The 359-nt window shown below is 55.4% G+C and carries 1 protein-coding gene; it reads right to left on the bottom strand.

What is annotated here, in order from left to right; genetic code table 11:
• A partial coding sequence (locus tag FN960_RS23620; protein ID WP_498034087.1) for a thiamine pyrophosphate-binding protein occupies positions 1-359 on the bottom strand: 359 nt, incomplete at both ends.

Here is a 359-nt window from a genome sequence, read left to right as displayed (position 1 = left end):
CGATAGAAATACCGTTGTCATCGTAGAATGCAATCAGTTTACCCAGCTTCAGCGTACCCGCCAGAGAGCAAACTTCGTGGGAGATGCCTTCCATCATGCAGCCGTCGCCCATGAAGGCGTAGGTGTAGTGGTCGACAATGTCGTGGCCCGGACGGTTAAACTGCGCCGCCAGCGTTTTTTCTGCAATCGCCATACCGACTGCGTTGGCAATACCCTGACCCAGCGGACCGGTGGTGGTTTCCACACCAGCGGTGTAACCCACTTCCGGGTGACCCGGAGTTTTAGAGTGCAGCTGACGGAAGTTTTTCAGTTCTTCCATCGGCAGATCGTAACCGGTGAGGTGCAGCAGGCTGTAGATC

Source organism: Alkalicoccobacillus porphyridii (genome assembly GCF_007293315.1).
In the GTDB taxonomy this organism is placed as follows: Bacteria; Bacillota; Bacilli; order Bacillales; family Bacillaceae_D; genus Alkalicoccobacillus; species Alkalicoccobacillus porphyridii.
Note: the sequence above shows the minus strand (reverse complement) of the source record. Positions and strands in the feature narration are given on the sequence as shown.